Annotated in this window: 22 protein-coding genes; 21 read left to right on the forward strand and 1 reads right to left on the reverse strand. The window is 66.6% G+C overall.

Features of this window, described 5'->3' with window-relative positions:
- Position 1: 1 nt before the first annotated feature.
- The 10 genes from alaS to nusB all read left to right on the forward strand — a co-directional run bounded on the left by alaS (position 2) and on the right by nusB (position 10,421).
- Positions 2–2,680 carry an alanine--tRNA ligase gene (gene alaS, locus ACFVVC_RS00945; RefSeq protein WP_387448013.1) on the forward strand — a complete coding sequence of 893 codons (2,679 nt, stop codon included), beginning with the start codon at positions 2–4 and terminating at the stop codon, positions 2,678–2,680.
- A gap of 7 nt (positions 2,681–2,687) precedes the next feature.
- Positions 2,688–3,287 carry a Holliday junction resolvase RuvX gene (gene ruvX / locus ACFVVC_RS00950; protein WP_387448015.1) on the forward strand — a complete coding sequence of 200 codons (600 nt, stop codon included), beginning with the start codon at positions 2,688–2,690 and terminating at the stop codon, positions 3,285–3,287.
- Positions 3,284–5,029 (forward strand): endolytic transglycosylase MltG, encoded by a 1,746-nt coding sequence (gene mltG, locus ACFVVC_RS00955; RefSeq protein ID WP_387448017.1) that lies wholly within the window; start codon positions 3,284–3,286, stop codon positions 5,027–5,029. The genes ruvX and mltG overlap by 4 nt, the downstream gene beginning before the upstream one ends.
- Complete coding sequence (locus ACFVVC_RS00960) at positions 5,026–5,886, forward strand: shikimate dehydrogenase (RefSeq protein WP_387448019.1); 861 nt, start codon at positions 5,026–5,028, stop codon at positions 5,884–5,886. Before mltG ends, ACFVVC_RS00960 begins: the two co-directional genes overlap by 4 nt.
- Positions 5,887–5,909: 23 nt before the next feature.
- On the forward strand, positions 5,910–7,109 hold the full coding sequence (gene aroC, locus ACFVVC_RS00965; protein ID WP_387448864.1) for a chorismate synthase: 1,200 nt from the start codon (positions 5,910–5,912) through the stop codon (positions 7,107–7,109).
- The gene (locus ACFVVC_RS00970) at positions 7,109–7,678 is read left to right on the forward strand and encodes a shikimate kinase (RefSeq protein ID WP_387448021.1); all 570 of its coding nucleotides are present in this window, start codon (positions 7,109–7,111) and stop codon (positions 7,676–7,678) included. The genes aroC and ACFVVC_RS00970 overlap by 1 nt, the downstream gene beginning before the upstream one ends.
- Entirely contained in the window at positions 7,675–8,766 is a 1,092-nt protein-coding gene (gene aroB, locus ACFVVC_RS00975; RefSeq protein WP_387448022.1) for a 3-dehydroquinate synthase, read from the forward strand. The genes ACFVVC_RS00970 and aroB overlap by 4 nt, the downstream gene beginning before the upstream one ends.
- A complete protein-coding gene (locus ACFVVC_RS00980; RefSeq protein ID WP_387448024.1) occupies positions 8,766–9,284 on the forward strand; it encodes a tetratricopeptide repeat protein in 519 nt (172 codons plus the stop codon). Before aroB ends, ACFVVC_RS00980 begins: the two co-directional genes overlap by 1 nt.
- A 163-nt stretch (positions 9,285–9,447) precedes the next feature.
- Entirely contained in the window at positions 9,448–10,011 is a 564-nt protein-coding gene (gene efp, locus ACFVVC_RS00985) for an elongation factor P (RefSeq protein ID WP_018761428.1), read from the forward strand.
- Positions 10,011–10,421: a transcription antitermination factor NusB gene (gene nusB, locus ACFVVC_RS00990; protein ID WP_018761427.1), complete on the forward strand. Its 411-nt coding sequence runs from the start codon at positions 10,011–10,013 to the stop codon at positions 10,419–10,421. Before efp ends, nusB begins: the two co-directional genes overlap by 1 nt.
- Positions 10,422–10,497: 76 nt before the next feature.
- On the opposite strand, the gene ACFVVC_RS00995 is transcribed toward nusB, so the two are convergent.
- On the reverse strand, positions 10,498–11,772 hold the full coding sequence (locus ACFVVC_RS00995) for a PrsW family intramembrane metalloprotease (RefSeq protein ID WP_387448027.1): 1,275 nt from the start codon (positions 11,770–11,772) through the stop codon (positions 10,498–10,500).
- Between the two features lie 178 nt (positions 11,773–11,950).
- Here ACFVVC_RS00995 and pyrR point away from each other — a divergent pair, with 178 nt between their 5' ends.
- From pyrR to coaBC, 11 genes are all read left to right on the forward strand, one after another.
- The gene (gene pyrR / locus ACFVVC_RS01000) at positions 11,951–12,538 is read left to right on the forward strand and encodes a bifunctional pyr operon transcriptional regulator/uracil phosphoribosyltransferase PyrR (RefSeq protein WP_387448028.1); all 588 of its coding nucleotides are present in this window, start codon (positions 11,951–11,953) and stop codon (positions 12,536–12,538) included.
- Entirely contained in the window at positions 12,535–13,560 is a 1,026-nt protein-coding gene (locus tag ACFVVC_RS01005) for an aspartate carbamoyltransferase catalytic subunit (RefSeq protein ID WP_387448030.1), read from the forward strand. The genes pyrR and ACFVVC_RS01005 overlap by 4 nt, the downstream gene beginning before the upstream one ends.
- Positions 13,560–14,897 (forward strand): dihydroorotase, encoded by a 1,338-nt coding sequence (locus ACFVVC_RS01010; protein WP_387448032.1) that lies wholly within the window; start codon positions 13,560–13,562, stop codon positions 14,895–14,897. The genes ACFVVC_RS01005 and ACFVVC_RS01010 overlap by 1 nt, the downstream gene beginning before the upstream one ends.
- Positions 14,897–15,418, forward strand: a complete 522-nt coding sequence (locus tag ACFVVC_RS01015; RefSeq protein WP_387448034.1) for a hypothetical protein — start codon at positions 14,897–14,899, stop codon at positions 15,416–15,418. Before ACFVVC_RS01010 ends, ACFVVC_RS01015 begins: the two co-directional genes overlap by 1 nt.
- Entirely contained in the window at positions 15,399–16,652 is a 1,254-nt protein-coding gene (gene carA, locus ACFVVC_RS01020; protein WP_387448036.1) for a glutamine-hydrolyzing carbamoyl-phosphate synthase small subunit, read from the forward strand. The genes ACFVVC_RS01015 and carA overlap by 20 nt, the downstream gene beginning before the upstream one ends.
- Positions 16,652–19,969 carry a carbamoyl-phosphate synthase large subunit gene (gene carB, locus ACFVVC_RS01025; protein WP_387448037.1) on the forward strand — a complete coding sequence of 1,106 codons (3,318 nt, stop codon included), beginning with the start codon at positions 16,652–16,654 and terminating at the stop codon, positions 19,967–19,969. The genes carA and carB overlap by 1 nt, the downstream gene beginning before the upstream one ends.
- The gene (gene pyrF / locus ACFVVC_RS01030) at positions 19,962–20,822 is read left to right on the forward strand and encodes an orotidine-5'-phosphate decarboxylase (RefSeq protein WP_387448038.1); all 861 of its coding nucleotides are present in this window, start codon (positions 19,962–19,964) and stop codon (positions 20,820–20,822) included. The genes carB and pyrF overlap by 8 nt, the downstream gene beginning before the upstream one ends.
- A 111-nt stretch (positions 20,823–20,933) precedes the next feature.
- On the forward strand, positions 20,934–21,251 hold the full coding sequence (gene mihF, locus ACFVVC_RS01035) for an integration host factor, actinobacterial type (protein ID WP_026264488.1): 318 nt from the start codon (positions 20,934–20,936) through the stop codon (positions 21,249–21,251).
- A 46-nt stretch (positions 21,252–21,297) separates the two neighbouring features.
- Positions 21,298–21,891, forward strand: a complete 594-nt coding sequence (gmk, locus tag ACFVVC_RS01040; protein WP_387448040.1) for a guanylate kinase — start codon at positions 21,298–21,300, stop codon at positions 21,889–21,891.
- Positions 21,892–21,907: 16 nt separating this feature from the next.
- Positions 21,908–22,168 carry a DNA-directed RNA polymerase subunit omega gene (gene rpoZ / locus ACFVVC_RS01045; RefSeq protein WP_026264487.1) on the forward strand — a complete coding sequence of 87 codons (261 nt, stop codon included), beginning with the start codon at positions 21,908–21,910 and terminating at the stop codon, positions 22,166–22,168.
- Between the two features lie 38 nt (positions 22,169–22,206).
- Positions 22,207–23,445 carry a bifunctional phosphopantothenoylcysteine decarboxylase/phosphopantothenate--cysteine ligase CoaBC gene (coaBC, locus tag ACFVVC_RS01050; RefSeq protein WP_387448042.1) on the forward strand — a complete coding sequence of 413 codons (1,239 nt, stop codon included), beginning with the start codon at positions 22,207–22,209 and terminating at the stop codon, positions 23,443–23,445.
- Positions 23,446–23,452: the final 7 nt, after the last annotated feature.

Raw genomic sequence — 23,452 nt, forward strand, 5'->3', positions numbered from 1 at the left:
CATGAAGTCGCAGGAGATCACAAAGCGCTGGGTGGACTTTTTTGTCAGCAAGGGCCACACGGCGGTTCCCTCCGCATCGCTGGTCTCCAGCGACCCCTCGCTGCTGTTCACGGTGGCCGGCATGGTCCCGTTCATCCCCTACCTCACCGCCCGTGAGGAACCGCCCTACTCCCGTGCCACCAGCGTGCAGAAGTGCATCCGCACCGGTGACATCGAAGAAGTGGGCAAGACGGCCCGGCACGGCACCTTCTTCCAGATGTGCGGCAACTTCTCGTTCGGCGACTACTTCAAGGAAGACGCCATCAAGTTCGCCTGGGAGCTGCTCACCACCGGCGTTGACGACGGCGGCTACGGCCTTCCGCCCGAGCGGCTGTGGGTGACCGTCTACGAAGAGGACGACGAAGCCGAGGAACTGTGGCTCAAGAACACCGGCGTCCCCGCTGAACGCATCCAGCGCATGGGCAAGTCGGACAACTACTGGTCCACCGGCCAGCCTGGTCCGGCCGGGCCCTGCTCGGAGATCTACTACGACCGCGGACCGGCCTACGGCATCGAAGGCGGGCCGCTGGCTGACGAGACCCGCTACATCGAGATCTGGAACCTCGTGTTCATGCAGTACCAGATCGAGAACGTGCGTTCCAAGGTGGACTTCGACATTGTGGGTGAGCTGCCCAAGAAGAACATCGACACGGGCCTGGGCATGGAACGCCTCGCCATGATCCTGCAGGGTGTCGAGAACATGTACGAGACCGACCAGGTCCGGCCTGTCATCGACAAAGCCGCGGCACTCTCCGGCAAGGAATACACCTCCGCTGAGACTCCCGAGGACCCCCACCACACGGACGACGTCCGGATGCGCGTTGTGGCCGACCATATCCGCTCGGCCCTGATGCTGATCTCCGACGGCGTCACCCCGTCCAACGAGGGCCGCGGCTACGTCCTGCGCCGCCTGATCCGGCGCGCCGTGCGCTCCATGCGCCTGCTGGGCGTCGAACAGGCCTGCCTGCCGGAACTGCTGCCGGCCTCGCGGGATGCCATGAAGGGCGTCTACCCCGTGGTTGACACCGACTTCGCACGGATCAGCCGGATCGCCTACGCCGAGGAGAAAGCGTTCCTGCGCACCATTGCGTCCGGCACTGCGCGGCTGGAGGACGCGGTGAAGGAATCCAAGGCTGCCCACAAGCCGCTGTCCGGCGAGGATGCCTTTACCTTGCATGACACCTACGGCTTCCCCATCGACCTCACGCTCGAGATGGCCGAAGAGGCGGGCCTGAAGGTTGACGAGGCGGCCTTCCGCAGCCTGATGCAGGAACAGCGCCAGCGTGCGCAGGCAGATGCCAAGGGCAAGAAGGGCGGCCACGCCGACGTCACCGTCTTCCAGGAGCTCCTGGGCCAGGGTGAGACGGTCTTCACCGGCTACACCGAACTTGAGGGCGAGTCGCGTGTCCGCGGCCTCCTGAGCGCCGGCCGCAAGGTCCAGCAAGCTGCCACCGGCGACGAAATCGAACTGGTGCTCGCCGAAACCCCGTTCTACGCCGAGGCCGGTGGCCAGGCTGCCGATACCGGCCTCATCACCGGTGACGGGTTCGTCGTCGAGGTCTTGGACGTCCAGCGCCCCATCAAGGGGCTGAGCGTCCACAAAGCAGTTGTCCGCGAAGGCGAGATTGGTGCAGACTCGCTGGTGCGCGCCGCCGTCGACCGTGAACGCCGGCATGCAGCAGAGCAGGCCCACACGGGCACGCACATCGTGCACGCCGCCCTGCACCAGATCCTCGGGCCGGAGGCCACCCAGCGTGGCTCCTTCAACAAGGCCGGCTACCTGCGCTTCGACTTTGCCTGGGGCGAAGGCCTGAGCACCGCGACGCGTTCTGAAATCGAAGAGGTGTCCAACCTTGCCATCCGCAACAACTACGCGGTGGAAACGAAGATCATGGGCCTGGCCGAGGCCAAAGCCATGGGGGCCATGGCCCTCTTCGGCGAGAACTACGGCAGCGAAGTGCGCGTGGTGGAAATCGACGGCGCATGGTCGCGCGAGCTTTGCGGCGGCACCCACGTTGCCAACACCTCGCTGATCGGCAGCCTGTCCCTCCTGGGCGAACAGTCCGTCGGTTCAGGCAACCGGCGCGTGGAAGCCTTCGTGGGCATGGAGGCTTTCCGCCACCTTGCCGCCGAGCGGGCCCTGGTGACCGAACTGACGGACCTGCTGAAGGTCCCGTCCGGCCAGCTCGCCGACAGGATTTCCGCCACGCTGGCCAAGCTGAAGGCCACGGAGAAGGAACTGGACCGGCTCCGCAAGGAACAGCTGGCCGCCTCGGCCGCGCAGCTGGTGGACACCGCCAAGGACGCCGGCGGAGTAAAGGTACTGGCCCACGACGCCGGCACCGTCAGCGGAGCGGACGACCTCCGGGGCCTGGCCCTGGACCTGCGCAACCGGCTCGGGTCGGCGCCCTCCGCGGTTGCCGTCGCGGGTGTGGCCAACGACCGTCCGCTGATCCTGGTCGCCACCAATGAGGCAGCCCGGGAAGCCGGCGTCAAAGCGGGTGCGCTGGTCCGCGTCGCCGCAGGCGTGCTCGGCGGTGGCGGTGGCGGCAAGGACGATGTCGCCCAGGGTGGAGGGACCGACGCCGGAAAGGTTGGCGCCGCTCTGGCCGCCGTCGTCAACGCCATTTCGGCGCGCTAATCCTGCCATGAACAATCCTGCAGCTGCCGGCGGCTACCCCCAGGGCGTCAAACTGGGGGTGGACGTGGGCACCGTCCGGGTCGGGGTGGCCATGTGTGACCGCGATGCGATCCTGGCCACGCCGTACAAGACACTTGACCGGAACGCCAAGAAGAACTCGGATGTGCGGGTCATCGCCAACCTGGCGGAGGAACTTGGAGCCGTCCAGGTTTTCGTGGGGCTGCCACGCACCATGAAGGGGGAGGAACACGCCTCAGCCAGGATGGCCACGGACTACGCCCTGCTGCTGGTCGCCGAGTTTTCCGGCCGCGGTTTGGCGGTCCCGGTGAACCTCGTGGACGAGCGGCTGAGCAGCGTCACGGCGCACCGGAACCTGCACGAAGCTGGCATGAGCAGCAGGAACCACCGTAAAGTAGTTGATCAGGTCGCGGCGGCGGGTATCCTTCAGCACGCCATCGACATGCAGAAAGCCAGGGGAGCGGATGTCGGCTCACGCGTGACAGCGCCATCCCCGACCGTGGACCTGGGGGCCGGTGGGGTGGACGAACCAGTCCGCGCCGCCTCCGCAGACACGGCCCAATCTTCAGATAATGGAAGGCAACAGTGAGCCCTGCCAACATTGACGACACTTCCGGCCCGCAGGATGCCGGGGCCGCGAGGCCGTTGACCCGCAAGGAACTGCGCGCACGCGAGAAGAGCCTCAATACCGGTGGCCACGACGCCGTCCCTGAGCAGGCTTATGAGACGGGCGAGGTCCCGCCGCCTCCCGTCACGCCGCCGGCAGCCGCTGCTTCCGCCGCCGAACCAACCTTCGCTCCGCTTCCCGACGCCGGTGACGTGCCGGCTGCTCCCCAAGCGCCACCGTCCATCCAGGACGGACGGCCTGCCGGTGATTCCCACCTTGATGGTGCCTGGGGCAACGAGCATTCGGCCGGCACCCACGACGACGCCGTTGCGGCCCATGACCACGTGCAGGTTGACGACGACGTACACCAGCACGACGACCTGGCCCACGTCCGGGACGCGGAGCACCATGGGGACGCGTACGCCTACGCGGACGTTGCGCACCACCGGGACCTACGGCACCACGACGACGTTGCCCACCACCCGGACCACGCCCCCTTCACCGACGGGCACCATGACGCCGACGGGCTCCATTACGGGGAGATTCCCGACGACCCTGCATACGACGCCGGGTACCACGAGGATGCGCATCCGGACGCTGGCCACACGGATGCAGTCCACGAGCTGCTTCCCGTGTCCTCGGCAGCCCAGGTAGTGCCCCGGCCCTCGAAAAAGGTCCGGCGCCGGCGCAGGTTGCTCGCACTGTTCCTGACACTGGCTGTGTTCGTGACCGCCGTGGCCGTGGGCGCCCAGTTCCTCAAGCCCCTCCTCGGCAGCGGCAAGCCATCGGACTTCCCGGGTCCGGGGACCGGAGAGGTCCACGTAACCGTGGCAAGCGGGGAGGGTACCCGCTCGGTTGCTGCCGACCTTGAGAACCAGCGGGTCGTCGCCAACGCCGACACCTTCATGCAGGCGTTCCATGCATCCGGCGCAACGCTGTCGCCGGGCGACTATGTCTTCAAGACTGAAATGAAGAACGCCGACGCCGTCGACGTCCTTGCCGGAAAGGACAAGTCCAAGGTCATCTACTTCGCCCTCAGCGCAGGCCTGCGGATCGGAGAGTCGCTGCAGGCCATTTCGGAGGGTTCTGGAGTTTCCGTGCAGCAGCTCCAGGCCCTAAGTAACCAGCCTGCCCAGTTTGGCCTGCCGGCGAACGCTAAGAACCTCGAAGGATACCTCGCGCCCGGCGAATACCGCTTCCCCCTCGGAACCCCTGCCAAGGACATCCTGCAGTCCCTCGTGAAAGCCACCACCGACGAGCTGGTGTCCCAGGGAATCACCGACCCCGCCAAGCAGTACGAGGCCGTCATTGTGGCCAGCATTGTCCAGGCCGAGGGCGGCCAGGCTGATTACGGCGACGTGGCGGGTGCGATCTACAACAGGCTCAAGCCGAACGACCAGACCGGCGGTTTCCTCCAGGTGGACTCGGCGGTGACCTACGGCCTGGGCACGAAGAGCTTCAACTTCACGGATGAACAGCGCAAGGACAAGTCCAACCCGTACAACACCTACGCCAACCCCGGACTCCCGCCGGGCCCGATCGGTTCTCCCGGCAAGACTGCCATCGACGCAGCCGCAAAGCCCAAATCCAACGACTACCTGTACTGGGTGACCGTCAACCTGGACACCAAGGAAACCAAGTTCGCGAAGACCCTGGCCGAACACAACGCCTACGTGGAGCAGTACAACGCGTGGTGCAAGGCCAACGCGGGCCGCTGCACATGAGCCTGCGGGCTGCCGTCCTGGGCCACCCGATCAGCCACTCAAAGTCTCCCGCGCTGCACCTTTCGGCGTATGAGCGGCTGAATGCGGCCATCAGCTACACGGCCATCGACGTCACCGAGCAATTGCTGCCGTCCTTCATGCGCCAGATCCGGAACCAGGCCGGCTGGCGCGGGCTCTCCGTTACCATGCCGCTCAAGACCGCCATGCTCAATGAGGTGGACGAAGTCAGGGGAGTGGCGCAGACCCTGGGCGTGGTCAACACGGTCACCTTCGAGGAGTCTGGAGGAACGGTCAAGATGGTGGGTTCCAACACCGACGTCGCCGGGATCGTCAACGCCCTTCGCCACGCCGGGACTGCTGCGGCGCCGACCGCCGTCATCCTCGGCGGCGGCGGCACGGCGGCGTCGGCTGTTGCTGCCCTGAAGGAACTCGGCACCCCTGCGGTTCAGGTCTTCGTCCGTGATGCCGCGCGGACGTCGGACGTCCGGGCCGCTGCCGGCAGCCTGGGCGTCGCGCTGGAAGTCCGTCCCCTCACCGCCGCCGCCCGCCCGACGTCGGAAGCCGACGTCGTCATCTCCACGTTGCCGCCACGCGCGGCCGACGGGCTCGCCGCCGGAATCGCCGCCTTGAAGACACCGACGCCGGGTGTCCTCCTGGATGTCGCCTACGATCCCTGGCCCAGCCTGGTGGCCTCGGTGTGGCAGGCCGGCGGCGGCCGCGTGGTGCCCGGTTTGGAGATGCTGCTGTACCAGGCGGTGGAGCAGGTGCGGCTTTTCACCCGGCGCGGGGAAGACGTTAACGCAGCTGTCATAGATGTGATGTGTGACGCAGTCGGCCTTGCCCGACGGGCGTTGTGACCGCCCTACGTGGCAGGATGGAAATTATGCGTTGGTTGACTGCCGGTGAATCCCATGGCCCGGCTTTGATGGGAATTATTGAGGGCGTCCCCGCTGGTGTGGAAATCACCAGCGGGGACATCGCAGACTCCCTGGCCCGCCGCCGGCTCGGCTACGGCCGCGGCGCACGGATGAAGTTCGAGCAGGACGTGGTTACCATCCTCGGCGGTGTCAGGCACGGCCGCACCCAGGGCGGTCCCGTCGCCATCCAGGTGGGCAACACCGAATGGCCCAAATGGGAGCAGATCATGTCTGCCGACCCCGTGGATCCTGAAATCCTCGCCGACCAGGCCCGCAACGCACCGCTGACGCGGCCCCGACCGGGCCACGCCGACTTCACCGGCATGCAGAAATACGGGTTCGATGAGGCCCGTCCCGTCCTGGAGCGCGCAAGCGCCCGCGAAACGGCAACCCGGGTGGCCCTCGGCACCGTGGCGGCCCGGTTCCTCCGGCACCTCGGGATCGAACTGGTCAGCCACACCGTATCCATCGCCAGCGTCACCGTGCCCGAAGGCAGGCCCCTGCCGCTGCCCGGCGATGTCATCGCCTTGGACACCGATCCTCTGCGCTGCTTCGACCGCGAAACCTCCGACGCCATGGTTGCCGAGGTGGACGCCGCACACAAAGAAGGCGAAACGCTCGGCGGCGTGGTGGAAGTCCTCGCCTACGGGCTTCCGCCGGGACTGGGAAGCTACGTTCACTGGGACCGCCGGCTCGATGCCCGGCTGGCCGCGGCGCTCATGGGAATCCAGGCCATCAAGGGCGTGGAGGTGGGCGACGGGTTCCTGACCGCTGCGCGCCGCGGTTCGGCCGCCCACGACGAAATTGTCCGTGACGGCAAGGGCCGGATCAGCCGCGCCAGCAACCGCGCCGGCGGCATCGAAGGCGGTATGAGCATTGGCGACGTCCTCCGGGTCCGTGCCGCGATGAAGCCGATCGCCACCGTGCCGCGCGCCCTGCGCACCATCGACGTCAGCACCGGTGAACCGGCCAAGGCACACCACCAGCGCTCCGACGTCTGTGCCGTCCCGGCCGCAGGTGTCGTGGCCGAGGCCATGGTGGCCCTGGTCCTGGCCGAAGCCGTCATGGAGAAGTTCGGCGGTGACTCCGTGGCGGAAACCGCCCGCAACATCAAGGGTTACCTGGACAACATCCCGGCTTCCCTGGACTCGATCGGCCAGTAGTGCTCCATCACAGCAGTACCGGCCCCGCAGGCGGCCGGCCGATCGTGCTCATCGGCCCCATGGCCGTCGGCAAATCGGCCATAGGCCAGCAACTGGCACAGCAGCTGGGCGCCCGCTTCATTGACACGGACGCCGTCATCGTCGCCGGGCACGGCTCCATCGCCGATATCTTCGCGGGGCGCGGTGAGCACGCGTTCCGGGAAATCGAAGCCCGGACCGTCGCCGACGCCGTTGAGGAAGCGGCAGAGACCACCACGGTGATTTCGCTTGGCGGCGGGGCCGTGCTCGACTCCGGGACGCAGCAGCTCATGGGCCGCTGCACCGTGGTCTACCTCGAATGCGACGCGGATACGGTGGCAGACAGGATCGCCCGGAACTCGGGGCGGCCACTCCTCGCCGGCGACGCCATGGGCCGCTGGACAGCAATGTTCGCCACCCGCAGGCCGGTCTACGAGAGGCTGGCTGACATTACCCTGGACGTCCGGCACGGCTCCATACCCGAGCTCGGCGGACGGCTGGAAGCAGCACTGCGGCACCACGCAGCTGCCAAACAGGAAGTTGAGAAGTGAACACGCAATCAACAGTCATCAACGTCACCGGCGAAGGTGCCGGAAACAACTACGGCGTCGTCGTCGGGCGCGGCCTGCTTGGTGAACTTCCCGCCCTGCTGGGTGAACGCGTCCGCCGGGTCCTGGTGATCCACCCCCGCGCGCTGCGCCTCACTGGCGACACCGTCCGCGACGAGCTTGCCGAGGCCGGCTTCACCTCGCTTACAGCGGAAATCCCTGACGCCGAGGAAGGCAAGCACATCCAGGTTGCGGCATTCTGCTGGCAGGTCCTGGGCCAGAACGACTTCACCCGTTCGGACGCCATCGTGGCCGTGGGCGGGGGCGCGGTCACCGACCTCGCCGGCTTCGTCGCCGCGACCTGGCTGCGCGGCGTCAAGGTCATCCACATGCCCACCAGCCTGCTGGGCATGGTCGACGCGTCCGTGGGCGGCAAAACCGGCATCAACACCGCCGAGGGGAAGAACCTGGTGGGGGCGTTCCACCCGCCCGCGGCCGTCCTGGCGGACCTGGACACGCTGGACACACTGCCGAAGAACGAGATCATTTCCGGGCTCGCCGAGGTGATCAAGTGCGGCTTCATTGCCGACCCCGCCATCCTCGATCTCGTGGAGAAAGACCCGGCCGCGGTGGTGGACCCCCGCTCGGACGCCCTGCGTGAGCTGATTGAACGCGCCATCGCCGTCAAGGCGAAGGTGGTGTCCGAGGACCTCAAAGAATCCGGGCTCCGGGAAATCCTGAACTACGGACACACCCTGGGCCACGCCATCGAGCTGGTGGAGCGTTACTCGTGGCGGCACGGCGCCGCGGTGTCCGTGGGCATGATGTTCGCGGCCGAACTTGCCCGCAGCGTGGGCAGGCTCAGCGACGCCGACGCCGACCGGCACCGGAGCATTCTGGACGGACTCGGGCTGCCGGTCACCTACCGCCGGGACCGCTGGCAGGGGCTGCTGGACGGGATGCGCCGCGACAAGAAGTCCCGCGGCGACCTGCTGCGCTTCGTGGTGCTGGACGGAATCGCCAAGCCGGGCATACTGGACGTGCCGGACACCTCGCTGCTGTTCGCCGCCTACCAGGAAATTGCGTCCTGATGCAGGGCGACATGACCGGCACCGCCGACTGGCCCCAGGCAGGATTTCCCGGTATCCGCATCAATCCGGATACCTTGATGCCCCAGATAGTCAATCAGGACGCCGTCCGGGAGGCCCTGGCAGCCTCCACTGACCCTGCCGACCATATTTTTGTCCTGCTGGTCGATGGCCACGCTTCCGAAGCGGCTGAACTCTTGGCCGAAGCACGGTTCAAGGACCCTGAATCGTTCCGGCTGCGCGTCTTTGAAGCCGAGGTACTGAGCGTCACCCACCGGATGGACCGCGCCATTGATCTGTTCCGGCAGCTCCTGGCAGAGGTGCACGGCACGCCCCGGGAAGCGCTGGCACTTCAGTTCCTGGGCAAGGCACAATACGCAGCGGGCCAGACCTCCGCCGCCGTGGAGTCTTTCTCCAAGGCGCTGGACTTGCGGGTGGCTCAGTCCGCGGATGCTGCCCAGATCTATTCCTCCACCGTGGCGCTGCAGCGTGCGCGGGACATCCTGGAATTGGCCTGCTGAGGCGGCAGCGGACAGGCTGCCCGGTATTTACCGGTAGAATGGTTGTGGAATTTTTGCATCCACGCGATTTTTGACAAACACGTGCAGGCGGGCCGCTTTGGTTTGCCCGCCCGGCATACAGCACCTGGCCCAAACGGCCAGATAAAGAAACCAGAGGAAACCAGTGGCAACCACTAACGACATTAAGAACGGAACGGTCCTGAAGCTTGAGGGCCAGTTGTGGAACATCATCGAGTTCCAGCACGTCAAGCCCGGCAAGGGCGGCGCGTTTGTCCGCACCAAGATGCGGAACGTGATGTCCGGCAAGGTTGTCGACAAGACCTTCAACGCCGGCCTCAAGATTGAGACGGCCACCGTCGACCGCCGCGACTACCAGTACCTGTACCAGGACGGCGCAGACTTCGTGTTCATGGACACCTCCGACTACGACCAGATCACCGTTTCCGGTGCCACGGTGGGGGACGCCACCAACTTCATGCTTGAGAACCAGATGGTGAACATTGCCATCCACGACGGCAACCCCCTCTACATCGAACTGCCGCCGAGCGTCGTCCTCGAAATCACCTACACCGAGCCGGGCCTGCAGGGTGACCGCTCGTCCGCCGGCACTAAGCCTGCCACCCTGGAAACGGGTTACGAGATCCAGGTGCCGCTGTTCATCGAGAACAACACCAAGGTCAAGGTGGACACCCGTGACGGCAGCTACCTGGGCCGGGTCACCGAGTAGTGAGCGCCCGCGGTAAAGCCCGCAACAGGGCACTGGATGTTCTGTTCGAGGCGGAGCAGCGCTCTGTTTCGGCGTTTGACGTGCTTCGTGCGCGCCGGGAAAAGACCGACCAGGTGGTCAACCCCTATACCCTGGAAATCGTTGAGGGCGTAGTGTCCCAGCAGGCAGCCATTGATGAGTTCCTGGAGACCTACTCGCAGGGCTGGAGCCTGGAACGGATGCCGTCAGTGGACCGCATCATCCTGCGCATCGGTACCTGGGAGCTCCTGTACAACGACGACGTCCCTGACGGGGTGGCGGTCAGCGAGGCCGTTGCCTTGGCCAAGACGCTGTCCACGGATGAGTCACCGCAGTTCATCAACGGACTGCTGGGCCGGTTGCAGCAGCTGAAGCCCTCGCTGCTCGCCTAGCCTGGAGACCAGGCTCGCGGCATCAATTGAACGCAGAAGGGGCCCGCCGGACAACCGGCGGGCCCCTTCTGCGTTCTCACCCGGCGATGACCGCGCGGAGCTCCAGGATCCGCTGGAGCTGTTGCCGCTCCTCGGCCTGGTGAAGGGGCACATCCCGCCCGCTCAGGATCCGCTGGCGGATATTCGCGAGCTGTGTGGCCGCCTTCAGGAATTGCTTCATCTGAGGTTTCCGGCCCGAGCTGGCGGCCCAGGACAAGGCCGTACGCCTTCCGGCCGCGGTCGCCAGGAGCTGGACCTCGTCCGGCGTGAACCAGCCTGCGGCCGAATACTCCAGCAGGCGCTGCCGGGTCAGCCGCTTCTCGGCAACCCGAAGGAAGACGATGCCCGCCACCGCGAGCAGGAAGATCGGAACCTGGACCATGATGTAGTCCAGCAGGAAGCCCCCGCCCATGCTGTTCCACCTGTTGTGCAGGAACATCGCCGGCAGCAGCCCCACGAGGAACGCTCCCACGGAGGCTCCGGTATGCCACTTCCGCGCGGCGAACCCCATCACCAGTCCCGTGGTTCCGGTGAAGATCGCGTGCGCGAAGGGCGACATCACGCCGCGGAGGAAGAAGATCTGGGCCAGGTCGCCGGCCGGCGAGGCCGATTCGGCCACGGCCCTGCCGAAGTAGAGGATGTTCTCGGTGAAGGCGAACCCGCCGGCGATGGTGAAGGCAAACACGACGCCGTCCACGGGCCCGTCGAATTGCCGCCGCGCTGCCAGCAGGATGATCAGCAGGCCCAGGGACTTGGCGAATTCCTCTACGACGGGCGCCTGCACGGTGGCCATATACGTTTGCAGGTCCGGCTGGTCCGTGAACTGGAACGCGATGACGAAGAACGGCTGGATGAGCAGGGTCACGGCGACGGATACCGCGGCGCCCCACAGGAAGGCGAACAACAGCAGCCGTTTGGGCTCCGGTTCCCATCTGTCGATTATGTGGACCGCCGCCAGGACCACCGACAAAGGGACCAATGACGCGAGGAACCCGATCAGGAATCCGCCTGCGCCGGTATTGGACAGCAGGAACGGGACCACCAGGAACAGGCTCAGGAACGCGAGGACACCGCCTGCTATGGACAGCCCCGCCAGCCCGCTCCGCGCCCGGGAGGCCCGCTGGACAGTCCCCGGTGCCGGTGGGCCGACGGTGGCCAAGGGCTGGCCGCCATGACCCGGTGCCGCGCGGTAATGTCCTGGATGGACCTGGCCCATCCAGCTGGGGTTGGCCTGCCGTGGGAGCGGCCCGGGCGCTTCGCGGTAGGGGTGGTCGGGGAGCCCGGGTGTTGGTTGCTGCGGATACGTCGGCATACCGGAAAGCCTAGGCGGGGGCCGTCGGAGCGCCAAGGAACCGCTAACCCAAGCCAGCCGATGTGATCAGCAACGCGTTCCCCCGGGAGCATGCACCGGAAGGCCATGTGGTAATTTTGAACAGCAAATGTTCCTTTTTTAATTCCGTCCTGTGAGGCGGGGAAAGGGGAGACGAGCGTTGACTTCTGTCACCAGCGCACCGGTTCCAGCCAGGGTTGTCCTCAGCCAGGCGGACATTGACCGGGCACTCACTCGTATCGCCCATGAGATCCTCGAGGCCAACAAGGGATCCCGGGACTTGGTCCTGCTGGGCATTCCCCGCCGCGGTTACCCGCTGGCTGTCCGGCTGGCCGAAAAAATCGCTGCTGCCGACGCCACCGTGGACGCCGCCGCCATCGTGGGCCAGTTGGACGTCACCATGTTCCGCGACGACCTTTCCCATCAGGGGACCCGGCCGCCGTACCCCACCAAACTGCCCCGGACAGGGATCGATAACAAGGTGGTGGTGCTGATCGACGACGTCCTGTACTCGGGACGCACCATCCGTGCCGCCCTGGACGCCCTCGTGGACCTCGGCCGCCCGCGCATCGTCCGGCTTGCAGTCCTGATCGACCGGGGCCACCGCGAACTTCCCATCCGTGCTGACCATGTCGGCAAGAACCTGCCCACGTCCTCAGCCGAAAAGGTACGGGTCCGGCTCGAAGAGACCGACACGCCAGAGGGTGGAAACCCGGTCAACGAAGTCGTGATCGAGGGCGGCGCATGAAACACCTCCTGTCCACCCAGGACCTCAGCCTTTCGAACGCCATCCGCATCCTGGACACCGCCGAGGAAATGTCGGCCGTGGGGGAGCGGGAAGTCAAGAAACTCCCGGCCCTGCGCGGACGCACGGTAGTCAACCTCTTCTTCGAGGACTCCACCCGGACCCGCATCTCTTTTGAGGCCGCGGCCAAGCGGCTGTCTGCCGATGTGATCAACTTCGCCGCGAAGGGGTCCTCGGTATCCAAGGGAGAATCTCTCAAGGACACCGCCCAGACATTGTCCGCCATGGGGGCCGACGCCGTCGTCATCCGCCACTGGGCGTCCGGCGCACCGCACCGGCTCGCTGCAACGGACTGGATCGACGCCGGTGTCATCAACGCCGGTGACGGCACCCACGAACACCCCACCCAAGCCCTCCTGGACGCCTTCACCATGCGCCGGCACTGGGCGCGGCTGGCAGGGACGGCGTCGCAGGGTACCGACCTCAAGGGGCTGCGCGTGGCCATCGTAGGCGATGTCCTGCATTCACGCGTGGCACGGTCCAACGTCTGGCTGCTCCGTACCCTGGGTGCGGAGGTCACCCTGGTGGCGCCGCCCACGCTGCTGCCGGTCGGCGTCGAACAATGGCCCTGCAGCGTAAGCTACGACCTCGACCAAACTTTGGCAAACGGCGTGGACGCGGTCATGATGCTCCGCGTCCAGGGCGAACGCATGAACGCCTCGTTCTTCCCCAGCACCAGGGAATACTCCCGCCGCTGGGGCTTCGACGACAACCGTCTCCGCGCCCTGGACGACCTCGGCATGACGGACACCATCATCATGCACCCCGGGCCCATGAACCGCGGCCTGGAAATCAGCGCCGCCGCCGCCGACTCACCCCGGTCCACCGTCCTGGCCCAGGTCCGCAACGGCGTGTCCGTCCGGATGGCGGCACTGTACCTGCTGCTCTCCGGGGATTCCCGCGAACCAGCCGCAACCCGGACCCCGGCCTACACAGCCGCCCCGCCCCTCAAGGAGAGCATCTGATGACCACCACCGGAACCTACCTCATCCAGGGCGCCTCCATCCTCGGCGGCGAAGCCTCGGACCTGCTGGTCCGCGACGGCATCATCGCCGAAATCGGCCAGGCCCTGGCCGCCGGCGGAGCCACGGTGATCGACGCCGCCGGCCTCGTGGCGCTGCCCGGCATGGTGGACGTCCACACCCACCTCCGCGAACCCGGCCGGGAAGATGCCGAAACCGTCGAAACCGGAACCCGCGCAGCAGCGCTGGGAGGCTACACCGCCGTCCACGCCATGGCCAACAGCACCCCGGTCGCGGACACCGCCGGCGTCGTCGAACAGGTCTACACCCTGGGCCGCGCCGCAGGCTGGGTGGACGTACGCCCGGTCGGGGCCGTCACGGTGGGACTGGCGGGGGAGCAGCTGGCAGAGCTTGGCGCCATGGCCGATTCCCGCGCCCGCGTCCGGATGTTCTCCGACGACGGCATCTGCGTCCACGACCCCGTCCTGATGCGCCGGGCGCTGGAATACGTCAAGGCGTTCGACGGCGTGGTGGCCCAGCACGCACAGGAACCCCGCCTCACCGCCGGGGCGCAGATGAACGAGGGCGACGTCTCCGCGGTCCTCGGCCTGACCGGGTGGCCCGCGGTCGCCGAGGAAAGCATCATCGCCCGGGACGTCCTGCTGGCCCAGCACGTCGGCTCGCGGCTGCACGTCTGCCACGTCTCCACGGCCGGCTCCGTGGAAATCATCCGGTGGGCCAAGGAACGGGGCATCGACGTCACAGCGGAGGTGACCCCGCACCACCTGCTGCTCACCGATGACCTCGTGCGCAGCTACGACCCCGTCTTCAAGGTCAACCCGCCGCTGCGGACCGACGCAGACGTCCAGGCATTGCGTGCCGGACTCGCAGACGGCACGATCGACGTTGTGGGTACCGACCATGCACCGCATCCCAGCGAGCATAAGGAATGTGAATGGGCGCAGGCCGCAATGGGAATGACCGGACTGGAGACCGCCCTCTCCGTCGTCCAGCACGCCATGATCGAAACCGGGCTGATGACATGGGCGGATTTCGCCAGGGTCACGTCCACGGCCGCCGCGAAGATCGGGCGGCTCACTGACCAGGGCCGGCCCATCGAAGCGGGCGAACCCGCCAACCTCATCCTGGTGGACCCGGCAGCCCGCTGGACCGTCGATCCGTTCGCGATGGCCACCATGGGCCGCAACTCGCCGTTCAAGGGCAGGGAACTGCCGGGCAAGGTGGTGGCCACCTTCTACAAGGGACACCCCACGGTGCTCGAGGGTGCCCTGAACACGCCCCACCCCGACGCCGCAGCCACCACGGCAGGCGTCGCCTGATGGACACCAAACTCCTGTCCGGCGTGCTCACCGTGGCGATCATCGCCGTCGTCTTGGTGATGATGTGGCTCGGCTGGCGGAACCGGCTCAAGCGCCAGTCCGACGTCGAACAGCTGCCCCCGGTGCCTGCGGCACCCGGTGAACCGGTCGCCGTCGCCGAAGGGCAGTACGTTGCCACCACGACCGCCGGCGACTGGCTTGACCGGATCGCCGTCCACGGCCTGGGCATCCGCACCAACGCAACCCTCGCGGCGTACCCGCATGGCGTCCTCTACGAACGGTCCGGAGCGCCGGCGCTCTACATCCCGGCCGCTTCGCTGGCCGGTGTCCGCCAGGAGAGCGGCATGGCCGGGAAGTTCGTCGAGAAGGACGGCCTGCTTGTGCTGGCCTGGACGCTCGGCGCGCACGAACTCGACACGGGATTCCGGACCCGCCGCGCCGCGGACAAAGACGTGCTGTACCAAGCCCTTCAGGAATTGATTTCGTCAGCCCCAGCGGCTGGTGCCACCAGTGGAAAGTAAGACAGTGAAAGCGAATACATTGACAGCAACCACCTCCGCTCCTGTGTCAGCCCCCGCTGCGCTGGTTCTCGAAGACGGCCGCATTTTCCGAGGCACCAGCTACGGCGCCACCGGCACCGCCCTGGGCGAAGCCGTCTTCGCAACCGGCATGACCGGCTACCAGGAAACCATTACGGACCCGTCCTACGCCCGCCAGCTCGTGGTGCAGACCGCACCCCACATCGGCAACACCGGTGTGAACAGCGAAGACGCCGAGTCCCGGCGGATCTGGGTGGCCGGCTACATTGTCCGGGACGCCGCCCGCCGGCCCTCCAACTGGCGCTCCGAGCGCTCCCTTGACGAAGAACTGGTGGCCCAGGGCATCGTCGGCATCCAGGGCGTGGACACCCGCGCCATCACCCGGCACCTGCGCGAACACAAGACCATGCGCGCCGGCATCTTCTCCGGCGAGGCGGCAGAGGCCACGGACAAGGAACTGCTCGACGCCGTCCTGGCCAGCGCCCCCATGGAGGGTTCGCGCCTGGCAGAGGAGGTCAGCGTCGACGAAGCCTATGTGGTGGAACCGAAGGACCACGGCTGGGAGGGCGAACCCCGCTTCAGCATCGCGGCGATCGACCTTGGCATCAAGGCCATGACCCCAGTCAGGTTCGCCGAGCGGGGCGTCCGCGTCCACGTGCTGCCTGCCACTGCCACCCTTGACGACGTCAAGGCCGTCAACCCCGACGGTTTCTTCATGTCCAACGGCCCCGGCGACCCAGCCACCGCAGACGCCCAGGTCAGCCTCCTGCGCTCGGTACTGGACGAAAAGTTGCCGTACTTCGGGATCTGCTTCGGCAACCAGATCCTGGGCCGGGCTCTGGGCTTTGGCACCTACAAGCTCCGCTACGGACACCGCGGCATCAACCAGCCCGTGATGGACCGACGCACCGGCAAGGTCGAAATCACCTCCCAGAACCACGGCTTCGCCGTGGATGCCCCGCTCGACGGCGCCACCCAGGCGCCGGAATCACGGTACGGCCGGGTGGAAGTCAGCCACATCAGCTTGAACGACGACGTCGTGGAAGGCCTCGCTTGCCTGGATATCCCGGCGTTCTCCGTGCAGTACCACCCCGAAGCGGCCGCCGGCCCGCACGACGCCGCGTACCTGTTCGACCGCTTCATCGACCTGATGGCGGACACCAGGAACACTGACACCAAGACTGCAACCGACAACAAGACCGAGGACAAGAAGTAATGCCGAAACGTACAGACCTCAAAAGCGTCCTCGTCATTGGTTCCGGCCCGATCGTCATCGGCCAGGCTGCGGAATTCGACTACTCCGGCACGCAGGCCCTGCGCGTCCTCAAGGAGGAAGGCCTGCGCGTCATCCTCGTGAACTCCAACCCGGCCACCATCATGACCGACCCCGAGTTCGCCGACGCCACCTACGTCGAACCCATCACCCCCGAGGTGGTGGAGAAGATCATCGCCAAGGAACGGCCCGACGCCGTACTGCCCACCCTCGGCGGCCAGACCGCACTGAACACCGCCATCGCCCTGGACAAGAACGGCGTGCTGGAGAAGTACAACGTGGAACTGATCGGTGCGAACATCGCCGCGATCGAGCTCGGCGAGGACCGTGAGAAGTTCAAGGGCGTGGTGGAGCGCTGCGGTGCTGAATCCGCCCGCAGCCACATCATCCACACCATGGATGAGGCTTTCGCGGCAGCAGAGGACCTGGGCTACCCGATGGTGGTCCGCCCGTCCTTCACCATGGGCGGCCTGGGCTCCGGCCTCGCCTACAACGAGGACGACCTGCGCCGCATCGTCGGCCAGGGCCTGCAGTACAGCCCCACCAGCGAGGTCCTGCTCGAAGAGAGCATCCTGGGCTGGAAGGAATACGAACTCGAAATGATGCGGGACAAGAACGACAACGTGGTTGTCGTCTGCTCCATCGAGAACTTCGACCCCGTGGGCGTGCACACCGGCGACTCCATCACCGTGGCTCCGGCGCTGACCCTCACCGACCGCGAGTACCAGAAGCTGCGCGACGTCGCCATCGCCGTCATCCGCGAAGTGGGCGTCGATACCGGCGGCTGCAACATCCAGTTCGCCATCGACCCCGCCACCGGCCGCGTGGTGGTCATCGAAATGAACCCCCGCGTTTCCCGCTCGTCGGCGCTGGCGTCGAAGGCCACCGGGTTCGCGATCGCCAAGATCGCCACCAAGCTCTCGCTCGGCTACACCCTGGATGAGATCCCCAACGACATCACCCAGAAGACCCCCGCGTCCTTCGAACCCACCCTGGACTACGTGGTGGTCAAGGTCCCGCGCTTCGCCTTCGAGAAGTTCCCGGCGGCGGACAACACCCTCACCACCACCATGAAGTCGGTGGGCGAGGCCATGGCCATGGGCCGCAACTTCACCGAAGCACTGCAGAAGGCACTGCGCTCCCTGGAACAGAAGGGCTCGCAGCTGGACTTCAGCAGCGTCCCGGAATGGGAAGTGGCCGAACTCATCGAAAAGGCCAAACGGCCCACCACCGAGCGCCTGCACCAGGTCCAGCGCGCCCTCCTGGGCGGGGCCACCGTGGAGCAACTTTTCGAAGCCACCAAGATCGATCCCTGGTTCCTTGACCAGCTCCAGCTGCTCAACGAGATCTCCCATGAAATCCGCCAGGCCGGTGCGCTGACAGCGGACATGCTCAAGCGCGCCAAGCGCCACGGGTTCTCGGACGAGCAGATCGGCTCCCTCACCCACAACCCGGAGGCTGTGGTCCGGGGCGTCCGCCAGGCCCTGGGCATCCGCCCGGTCTACAAGACCGTTGACACCTGCGCCGCCGAGTTCGCCGCGTACACGCCGTACCACTACTCGGCCTACGACGAGGAGGACGAGGTTGCGCTGCACTCCAAGCCGTCCATCCTGATCCTCGGCTCCGGCCCCAACCGCATCGGCCAGGGCATCGAGTTCGACTACTCCTGCGTCCATGCGTCCATGGCGCTGCGCAAGGCCGGCTATGAGACCGTCATGGTCAACTGCAACCCGGAAACCGTCTCCACCGACTACGACGTCTCCACCCGGCTGTACTTCGAGCCCCTCACGCTCGAGGACGTCCTGGAGGTCATCGCAGCCGAGGAACGCACAGGCGGCGTCATGGGCGTGTTTGTCCAGCTCGGTGGCCAGACCCCGCTCAAGCTGGCCCAGCAGCTCGCCGACGCCGGCGTGCCCATCCTGGGTACCTCACCGGAGGCCATCGACCTCGCCGAGCACCGTGGCGCCTTCTCCCGCGTGCTGGACAAGGCCGGCCTGGTGGCACCGAAGAACGGCACGGCCGTCTCCTTCGAGGACGCCAAGAAGATCGCTGACGAGATCGGCTACCCCGTCCTGGTCCGCCCGTCCTACGTCCTCGGCGGCCGCGGCATGGAAATCGTCTACGACGAGCCCAACCTCTCCCGCTACATCGCCAACGCCACCGAGATCACCCCGGACCACCCGGTACTGATCGACCGGTTCCTGGAGGACGCCGTCGAGATCGACGTCGACGCCCTCTTCGACGGCACCGACATGTACCTGGGCGGGATCATGGAACACATCGAGGAAGCCGGCATCCACTCCGGTGACTCCGCCTGCGTCCTGCCGCCGATCACCCTGGGCAGCAACGTCATCGAACGGGTCCGCGTGGCCACCCGGGCCATCGCCGAGGGCGTGGGCGTGCGCGGCCTGATCAACATCCAGTTCGCGCTGGCCTCGGACGTCCTGTACGTCCTGGAAGCCAACCCGCGCGCCTCCCGGACCGTCCCGTTCGTGTCCAAGGCCACCGGCGTCCAGATGGCCAAGGCCGCCGCACTGATCGGCACCGGCGTGACCATCAACCAGCTGCGCAGCGCCTACAAGATGCTGCCCGAAACCGGTGACGGCTCCACCCTGCCCCTGGACGCCCCCGTGGCCGTCAAGGAAGCCGTGCTGCCGTTCAGCCGGTTCCGGACCCTCGAGGGCAAGGTGGTGGACTCCCTGCTCGGGCCCGAGATGCGCTCCACCGGCGAAGTCATGGGCATCGACAAGCACTTCGACACCGCCTTCGCCAAGAGCCAGGCAGGTGCCAACAACGCGCTGCCAACCGAGGGCAAGGTCTTCGTGTCCGTGGCCAACCGTGACAAGCGCTCGGTGATCATGGGCGTCAAGCGGCTCTCGGACCTCGGTTTCGAGATCGTCTCCACCGGCGGGACCGCCGATGTCCTGCGCCGCAACGGCATCCAGGCCACCCCGGTGCGGAAGGTGGCCGAGGGCAGCAGCGCTGAAGGGGAAGGCACCATTGCCGACCTCATCGTCGCGGGCGAGATCGACATGGTCTTCAACACGCCGTCCGGCGGCGAAGCCCGCAGCGACGGCTACGAACTCCGGGCCGCGGCCACGTCCATCGGCATCCCGTGCATCACCACGGTGGCCGAGTTCAACGCCGCCGTCCAGGCCATCGAAGCCATGCGCACCTACGAGTGGTCCGTCACCAGCTTGCAGGAGCACGCGGCAGCACTTGCCGAGTCGCAGCGGAAAGCGGCCCTGCAGCATGCCTGAGCAGGTACCGGGCGCCGGCCGGGAGTCCTTTGGCTCCCGGCTGGGCGCCGCCATGGCATCCCGCGGTCCGCTCTGCGTGGGCATCGACCCGCACCCGGCGCTGCTCAAAAACTGGGGACTGGACGACGACGCCGCAGGGCTGAGGCGGTTTTCGCTGACTGTCCTTGAGGCCGTGGCTCCGCTCGCTGCCGCGGTGAAGCCCCAAGTGGCGCTATACGAACGGCACGGATCCGCCGGCATTGCCGTGCTGGAGGAGGTCCTGGCCGCAGCCCGCGACCAGTCGGTGCTCAGCATCGCCGACGCCAAGCGCGGGGACATTGGTTCCACCATGGCCGCCTACGCCGACGCCTGGCTCCGTGACGGCTCCCCGCTCGCGGCGGACTCGGTCACCCTTAGCCCCTACCTCGGGTTCGAGTCCTTGCGGCCGGCACTGGACCTTGCCGCGGAGACGGGCCGGGGCGTGTTCGTCCTTGCCCTGACCTCCAACCCGGAAGGCGCGTCCGTCCAGCACGTCGGCGGCAGCGATTCGGTGGCGCGCAGGATCACCACCGCCGCAGCCAGGGAGAACGCCCGCTACGTGGGAAACCTCGGGTCCGTGGGCCTCGTGGTGGGGGCAACCGTTGGCAGCGCCCTGCTGGACCTGGACCTGGACCTGGCAGCACTGCGCGGCCCCATCCTGGCGCCCGGCCTCGGAGCCCAGGGCGCAACCCCGGCGGACCTTCGGGCAACGTTCGGCGACGCATACCCCCTGGTCCTGGGAACCTCAAGCCGGGACATCCTCTCGGCAGGGCCCCGGCAGGGCGGTTTGCGGGAGGCCGCCCAGCGCACCTTGGACGGGCTGCAGGGACAATAGTCCGCCAATTGCCCGGATGCATTGCTTCGGGCTGCACCAAAGGGTATTTTCAGGACAGGTCCAAGGGCGGCCGCCCTTGGATGAATTCCGCCGACTCCGGGGGTGTCCGTGATGGTCCTGCGACCTTTATCTGCGACTGAACGGGCCGAGGCCCTGGGCAAGGCGGCAGCGGCGAGGGCCACCCGGGCGGCGGCCAAGGAAAGCCTTCGAAACGGGGACAGGTCCGCGGCGGACATCATTGGCTCAGCCCTTGAGGACGACGCCCTGGCCAGGATGAAGGTGTCCGAACTGCTCGAAGCCCTTCCCGGCATCGGGAAGGTCCGGGCCGCGGCCATCATGCAGCAGTTGGGCATTGCGGCGTCCCGCCGGGTCCGCGGACTGGGCGTCCACCAGCGGCGGGCGCTGGTAGATTTTATAGACGAGCATTAGCGCAGGCCGGGCGCCTGCGCTTTCCCACCTCCAGCAAAAGGAATTCGTGAGCAAGAAACCGGGACTGACAGTCCTCGCAGGTCCGACGGCTGTTGGCAAAGGCACCGTGTCCACCTACATCCGGGACAACTACCCCGAAGTCTGGCTTTCCGTCTCGGCCACCACCCGCGCCCCCCGGCCGGGTGAAGAGGATGGCGTCCACTACTTCTTCAAGTCCAAGGAAGAGTTCGAGCAGCTCATCGCCGACGGTGACCTCCTGGAATGGGCTGTGGTCCACGGCCAGAACACCTACGGCACGTTGAAGAGCACCGTGAACCGGGCGATCGCCGAGGGCCGTTCGGTCCTGCTGGAGATCGACCTCCAGGGCGCCCGCCAGGTCAAGGCAGCCGTCCCGGACGCACAGTTCGTCTTCCTGGCCCCGCCCACGTGGGACGAGATGGTCCGGCGACTGGTGGGCCGGGGGACCGAAACCCCTGAGGAACAGCAGCGCCGGCTGGAAACCGCTAAACTGGAACTCGCTGCTGAACCGGAGTTCGACCACACCGTCATCAACGATGACGTCCGCCGGGCAGCGGACGAGCTTGTTTCACTCATGGGGCTGACACCGCATCCACATCTGCCGGAACCGTCAGCCCGCTAGGAATTTGGAGAAATTCGTGTCTACGAACCTTGAAGGCATCATCAACCCGCCGATCGACGATCTGCTGAAGGTAGCGGATTCCAAGTACGGCCTGGTGATCTTCGGTGCCAAGCGTGCTCGTCAGATCAACGCCTACTACGCCCAGCTGCACGAGGGCCTGTTCGAATACGTCGGCCCGCTGGTCGACACCAAGCTGAACGAGAAGTCGCTCTCGATCGCCCTGCGCGAGATCAACGAAGGCAAGCTGGTTTCCACGCCGATCGAAGCCGCAGAGTAGTCCTGCAGCCGAACTGACTCGCTGTTGACGGAGGTCACGTGCGCATAGTCCTCGGAGTCGGGGGAGGGATTGCCGCCTACAAGGTGGCATCGCTCCTCCGGCTTTTTACTGAAGCCGGCCATGACGTCACGGTGATTCCCACCGAGGCGTCCACCCGGTTCGTCGGTACCGCCACCTGGGAGGCGCTGTCCGGCAACCCGGTCAGCAACAGTGTTTTCGATGACGTGCACCTGGTCAACCACGTCCGCCTGGGCCACGAGGCCGACCTTGTGGTCGTCGCACCGGCCACGGCCGACCTCCTGGCCAAGGCAGCCACCGGCCAGGCCGGCGATCTGTTGACCAACACCCTGCTCATGGCGCACGGGCCGGTGCTCTTCGCCCCGGCCATGCACACGGAGATGTGGCAACATGCCGCCACCCGCGCCAATGTGGAGACGCTCCGCACGCGTGGCGCGGCGGTCCTGGAACCCGCCTCCGGCAGGCTGACCGGCGCCGACTCGGGACCCGGCAGGCTCCCGGAACCCCAGGCGATATTCGAGGCGGCCATGGCCCTGGTGCAGGGCCGGTCAGACTACCAGCTTCCGCTGGCAGGACGCACCGTCACCATCAGTGCCGGTGGCACCCGGGAACCCCTGGATCCGGTCAGGTTCCTCGGCAACCGGTCCTCCGGTAAGCAAGGCGTGGCGCTGGCCGTCGCCGCGCGGAACGCCGGAGCAACCGTGCGTTTGCTGGCAGCCCACATGGAGGTCTCGGCGCCGGCAGGGGTTGACGTGCAACGGGTGGAGACGGCCCTGGAGCTACGTGAGGCCGCCCTGGCCGCAGCCGCCGATTCCGACGTGATCATCATGTCCGCCGCCGTGGCCGATTTCCGGCCCGCAGAAGTATCGGACACCAAAATCAAGAAGCGGGACGACACCGCCGACCCCGTCATCACCCTGGTCCGCAACCCGGACATCCTGCAGGAACTCGTGGAGCAGCGCAACGAACACCGTGCCGCAGCCGGGCAGCTCGTCGTCGGATTCGCTGCCGAAACAGGAGACAGCCAAGGCGACGTCCTGGTCTACGCGGAAGCCAAACTGCGGCGCAAGGGCTGCGACCTGCTGGTCCTCAACCATGTGGGGACGGACAAGGTCTTCGGACAGGACTCCAATGCGGTGGTCATCCTCTCCCGGGCCGGCTCCGAACCACAGGAGGCGTCCGGGACCAAAACCGAGGTTGCGGAAGCCATCATCAGGCGCATCAGCTTTGAACTGAACCACGTTTCACCCCGCGCCTGAAGTGTTT

The sequence above is a fragment of the Pseudarthrobacter sp. NPDC058196 genome, from assembly GCF_042882685.1.
Lineage (GTDB): Bacteria > Actinomycetota > Actinomycetes > Actinomycetales > Micrococcaceae > Arthrobacter.

Coding starts and splice junctions, on each gene's coding strand:
- alaS (WP_387448013.1), top strand. CDS start 2: ATGAAGTCGCAGGAGATCACAAAGCGCTGGGTGGACTTTTTTGTCAGC.
- ruvX (WP_387448015.1), top strand. CDS start 2,688: ATGAACAATCCTGCAGCTGCCGGCGGCTACCCCCAGGGCGTCAAACTG.
- ACFVVC_RS00960 (WP_387448019.1), top strand. CDS start 5,026: ATGAGCCTGCGGGCTGCCGTCCTGGGCCACCCGATCAGCCACTCAAAG.
- ACFVVC_RS00980 (WP_387448024.1), top strand. CDS start 8,766: ATGCAGGGCGACATGACCGGCACCGCCGACTGGCCCCAGGCAGGATTT.
- ACFVVC_RS00995 (WP_387448027.1), bottom strand. CDS start 11,772: ATGCCGACGTATCCGCAGCAACCAACACCCGGGCTCCCCGACCACCCC.
- ACFVVC_RS01005 (WP_387448030.1), top strand. CDS start 12,535: ATGAAACACCTCCTGTCCACCCAGGACCTCAGCCTTTCGAACGCCATC.
- ACFVVC_RS01010 (WP_387448032.1), top strand. CDS start 13,560: ATGACCACCACCGGAACCTACCTCATCCAGGGCGCCTCCATCCTCGGC.
- ACFVVC_RS01015 (WP_387448034.1), top strand. CDS start 14,897: ATGGACACCAAACTCCTGTCCGGCGTGCTCACCGTGGCGATCATCGCC.
- carB (WP_387448037.1), top strand. CDS start 16,652: ATGCCGAAACGTACAGACCTCAAAAGCGTCCTCGTCATTGGTTCCGGC.
- pyrF (WP_387448038.1), top strand. CDS start 19,962: ATGCCTGAGCAGGTACCGGGCGCCGGCCGGGAGTCCTTTGGCTCCCGG.
- mihF (WP_026264488.1), top strand. CDS start 20,934: ATGGTCCTGCGACCTTTATCTGCGACTGAACGGGCCGAGGCCCTGGGC.